This window comes from Sphingobium olei (genome assembly GCF_042678845.1).
Classification (GTDB): domain Bacteria; phylum Pseudomonadota; class Alphaproteobacteria; order Sphingomonadales; family Sphingomonadaceae; genus Sphingobium; species Sphingobium olei.
On sequence record NZ_JBHTLS010000068.1, the window covers coordinates 1 to 4,621 of the forward strand.

The 4,621-nt window shown below is 64.2% G+C and carries 6 protein-coding genes; all 6 read right to left on the reverse strand.

The features are described 5' to 3' along the window. Window positions 1-91: 91 nt before the first annotated feature. Window positions 92-355, reverse strand: a complete 264-nt coding sequence (locus ACFQ24_RS04385; RefSeq protein WP_380909266.1) for a hypothetical protein — start codon at window positions 353-355, stop codon at window positions 92-94. Window positions 356-736: 381 nt separating this feature from the next. Beyond that, complete coding sequence (locus ACFQ24_RS04390) at window positions 737-952, reverse strand: hypothetical protein (RefSeq protein WP_380909268.1); 216 nt, start codon at window positions 950-952, stop codon at window positions 737-739. A gap of 36 nt (window positions 953-988) precedes the next feature. Further along, window positions 989-1,291: a hypothetical protein gene (locus ACFQ24_RS04395; protein ID WP_380909270.1), complete on the reverse strand. Its 303-nt coding sequence runs from the start codon at window positions 1,289-1,291 to the stop codon at window positions 989-991. Between the two features lie 24 nt (window positions 1,292-1,315). Continuing rightward, a complete protein-coding gene (locus tag ACFQ24_RS04400; RefSeq protein ID WP_380909272.1) occupies window positions 1,316-2,614 on the reverse strand; it encodes a hypothetical protein in 1,299 nt (432 codons plus the stop codon). Window positions 2,615-2,626: 12 nt separating this feature from the next. After that, window positions 2,627-3,829 carry an ATP-binding protein gene (locus tag ACFQ24_RS04405; protein WP_380909274.1) on the reverse strand — a complete coding sequence of 401 codons (1,203 nt, stop codon included), beginning with the start codon at window positions 3,827-3,829 and terminating at the stop codon, window positions 2,627-2,629. A gap of 62 nt (window positions 3,830-3,891) precedes the next feature. Continuing rightward, the coding region (locus ACFQ24_RS04410) for a hypothetical protein (RefSeq protein WP_380909276.1) at window positions 3,892-4,621 on the reverse strand (730 nt) is incomplete at its 5' end.

Sequence of the window (4,621 nt, forward strand, 5' to 3'; positions counted from 1 at the left end):
CATGCCTTGACCCACTTATCCTGCGGCGAAATTTTATGCCGGGCCGAACAGCTGTGCTGCCCGAAGGCAATCGACGGCAATGTGCCGTTCGTCAGGCATCGAGCAGCGAGGTGTAGGGAGGCCAATGCTTGAAGAACCGGGCCTGATATTCGACGATCTCGTTGGGAACGCCATGATCGTCCATCCACTGGCGGAAGAAAGGGATAAGCCGCCTCGTGTGTGGCTGCTCGGGCATGGCTGCCAGCAACGTCATGTCCGGGATTTCGCCGCGGCGGACCAGTTCGATGATCATCGCGGTCGAATTGGTGCCCGCACCCCATGCCGCGACGACGGGCGCACGACTGCCCGCGCTCATGCGACCATCGCCAGCCAGCGGTCCGGCCAGGCCGGCGGCCTCGTCGTCACCCGATAGGCCTGGAGGGGCAGGATCCCGCGTACGACATAATGCGGGACGCCTTTGTCACGTCGAAGGATAAGGGCGATTTTGTACGCATTATCGAAAGAGGAGAGTTTCTGCCTCAGTGGCGAGAAACCGTTGCTTTGGTCTGGCGGGGACATGGAGCCTCCAGTGGGATAGGCGGAAAATCAGGCCGCGATCGACAGATCGTCGGCAGCGGCCGCAGTATTTCGAGCGGTACGGCGACGGGAATTGGCGACGTGGTCGCGTAGATCATCAGCCTGATCGGCTCGGAGAGCCTAAAACGCGATCTCTTGGGGATCGTGCGGGCTTCGTCGCTCAGTCCGCATTGCCCAGGATGCCGGGCGACGGGCTTCGGGCATAATGGACGTCCGCTACCCCGTAGGTCCGCTCGAAACTCTCGGCCGTTTCGCCATGGGCACAATAGTCGATGCAATCCTCGCAAAGGCCATAGCCGGTATCGCGATTCCAGTGCTGCTCGAAATGGCCGGCATATTGACCGCAACAGCGACAGGTTTTCCAGGCAGATGGCATGGTGTCCTCCATCCGGTTGACGGTGGGTGTCGAGGATCAGGGTTGTGAGCAGCAGCGCGGAGTGCCGCTATTGCTTTCCAGAACTTCCGCTTGCGCCAGTCGCCATTCGGCCATGGCGGCGTCTTCGCGCTTCTGGAAGGTGGGGCGTTCCTCGAAGGGGCGCGGATCGCAAACGATGCGCCATTTGCCGTCGGGATAGTTTCGGGAGACACAACCGATCGCACCATTTGGGTAGCGGACGCCGTGAACATACCAGCCGCCATGTCTCCAGCGGGAATAGGTAAATTCGGGCCTTGTGGATGGTGAGGCGGAAGGGCCGCGATGGTCAGACGATGACATGATGACCTCCGTGCTGGAACAGGATCAGGCAGCGAGCGGAAGGTCGACATCGACCGCATCCGCGGAATCGAGCGCGAGCAGGCTCCGAAGCGTGACGGGAATGCGATTTGCCCGCCGGGTCTTCGGGCCTCGGACAGGCCTTGCAGGATCGTTGAACCGACAGCCGATACGCGCGGCATGCTTGCCGATGACGGCGGGATCGCGGCCCAGCGCCTGGGCGACATCGACCATCGAGACGCCATATGTCCAGGCATTGCGGATCGCCCTGTCCTCGTCGGCGCTGAACGCGCGCATGAAACCGTGGGTAAGGCCCATCCGGTTGGCATGGTAGAGAACGGCGCGCACGCCGCGGCCAATCTGGTCGGCGATTTGCCGTGTCGGAATATTGCCATAGTCCGCCCGCAACCGGGCTTCTTCCTCGGCCGTCCAGACGGGCCCCTGCCGAAAGCCGTCGCGGTGGACATGGGTGCCACGCAAGCCCAGCGCTTCGACCCGCCATCGGATGGAGTGGGGCGTGCGCCCAAGACGTTCGCGCAGCGGCGTCAGGCTCGCGCCGGTCGTATAGGCATGGCGCAAAAGATCGTCTTCCTCAGCAATCCATGGACGTCCCCAGCCCCGACCATAGCCCAGTTTGCGCAGGCGTTGCCCGAGGCTGCGACCGTTGCGGGCCGGAAAGCCTTCGGCCGTCAGAAACTGCGCAATGGCGACATAGCGTGCGCCGGTCGAAGCAAGTTCGAGCGCACGGGTCATTTCCGCGTCGCTCCAGTCGTCGGGCTGACAGGCATGGCGGAGGCCCAATGTCGATGCGCGGGCAATGATGCCAGTGAACGGACGGCCGATCAGGCTCGCGATCTGGGCGACGGGAACGCCCTTCTCGTAGCCGGCGCGAAGTTGCGCATCTTCCCATCCGCTATAGGGTGGCGATCCGGGTTCGGACAGGTCCAGCAGCCGTGCGCGGGCATAGAGCGCACTTACGCCCCGACCGAGCCGGGCGGCCAGCGTTGCCGTCGGTTCGTGCGCATAGCAGCGTGCCATCTCCTCGTCGTCCCATTCGGTCCAGGACCGCCGCGAGTTACGGCGAATGCCAAGATCATGGATACGCGTGGCGACGCCCGCCCGAGGCCTGCCAAGCATGGCCGCTATCTCATCGATCGTGTGATCTTCGGCGAATGCGGCGCGCAGACGCTTCGTCTCATCGGGGAGCCATGCATCCGCACGGAAGGCCAGTTCTGCAAGCGGCACGGTCGGAACAGCTTCCGCTTCGGGGACAAAGGGGGTCAGTTCGACGATATCGGCGTCGAGATCGAAGCTTTTATGGGTCATGGTGCGCTTCCTTCAGACCAGACCGACGACGGGCGTATCGACGACGCGCAGCCGCAACCGGGCCGACAGACGCGCAATACGCGTATCCCCCCGCGGCATCGTATCGGACGCGCCGATGGCAGCGAGCAGATCCAGTCCGGCGTCGACATCATTGGCGGCAAGCGCAAGATGGCGCGCAAGATCGTCGGACGTGGTGGCATTAGGTGCAATGTGGCCCAGGGCACCGACAATGCGTGCGGCGGCGGGAGCAGCAGGGTCGAGCAGGAAGGCGTCGAGCGCGCGTTGCCCCCGCATGGCGGCATGGGTGGTCCTGGCCGGCGCAACCTCGCGCAGATTTTCCAGGTCGAGCAAAGTGCGGCTCTCGTCCGGGCCGAGGTCGGCAGCGGCCACAAGGTCAGGCGTGCGGCCGATATGCGGCGTAATCGTCGGATCGATCTTCGCGAGCACGGGCGTGGCGGACAGCGCGGGACCGAAGGCGAAGAACTCGCCGGGTGGAAGCAGGCGCAATAGCGCCGCCTGATCGGTGCCAAACCCGAGCAGGTCCGCGGCGCGCGCCACATCGCGGTCGAAGACGTTGAGGCCGATCAGATGATTATGCAGTTCCGAGACCACGGAACTGGCGAGCTTGGCGAGACGCTGCGTGGCGATGATCGTGCCTATGCCGCGTTTGCGGCCCCGGGCGCACATGTCGGTCAGCGTGGCAACGCCCAGGCGGCGGGTTTCCGCATCACGGGCGGACGCTGCCATATGCGGTGCCAGCAGATGCGCTTCGTCGATGCATACCAGCACCGTGTGCGCCCAATGTTCGCGTTGGGCTGACAGAAGCCCCGCGAAAAAGGCGGCCGCTTTCTCGATGCGGTGATCGGGTTCGAGATCGGTGAGATCGAGGTGCAGCGCGATCCTGTGCTGGCGCGTGCGCAGCGCAAGTGCGGTGAGACCGTCATTGGCATAGTCGCGCGCGACCACGGTGGTAGCGCCGATATGCGCGGCGAGGTTGGCGAACTCTCCCTCGGGGTCCACGATGATGGTCGTGAGATAGTCGAAGGCTTCCTCGATGATCCGGCGCAGCGTCTGGCTCTTGCCCGCGCCCGATGATCCCTGGATCAGGCAGCGACCCGACATCAGCTTGCCGAGATCCAGTTCGAGGGGACCGGTCGAGCAATGGCCGAGCGGGACGCGGGCGTCGCGGGTGAAATTGCTGATGGGAATGTTCATCGGACATACTCCTTGACCGGCCGCCAGAAGGCGGTCGTTCGCATTGAATGTGGAGGGGGAATTCAGACGGCGATCGCTGCCGGAAGAATGATGGATCCAGCATTGCGCCAGTCATGACCAGCCGCTTCCAGGGCATCGGTCACGACAGCGAACTGGCGATCGCCGTCATCGTGAAGGATTCCCAGCGCGCAGGGGTCGGCCATCACCTGGCTGAACAGGCCGGCGCGATAGGCGTCGAAATCCTGCCCTGCGCCGAACGGTTTCTCGCAGGTAATCCAGAGCGACGCCTCAATCTCCCGGATCAGGGCATCCGCGCGGTCGAGCTTCGGATCGTGGAACAGCGAGCGGCGGCGCAGCAGAAGCTCCGGTGCCCAGCGAGGCCCTTCGGGCTGGTCGATTTGCCGTGCGGCAGCCTGCCAGCCGGTTTGCGACAGCGCCTCGGGCGGCAGGAAGGCGAAAATATCGTTGAACCAGCGCATTTGGTGCATGCAATGGATCCGGGCACCGAAAGCGTCGCGTCTGTCCAGCGCATCGGGATGCTCGGCCTCGAGCGCCGCTTCCAGTTCGGCAGGTATCAGCGCTATGAAGCAGGCGCTCAGTTGCGGATCGGGAACGGCGCGGGACGCATAAAGTTCGGCCAGCGAGACTGGTGAAGTGTCGGGAGTCGGAGCGTCGACAAGGGCGGGCGCCACCGCGCGCCAGAGCGCATCGGGATAATCGCAGAGGGCGACAGCATGTTTGAGCGTGCCGCTGTCGTCAACATCGATGAGGTTGAGCTGCGCCCCGCCGCGG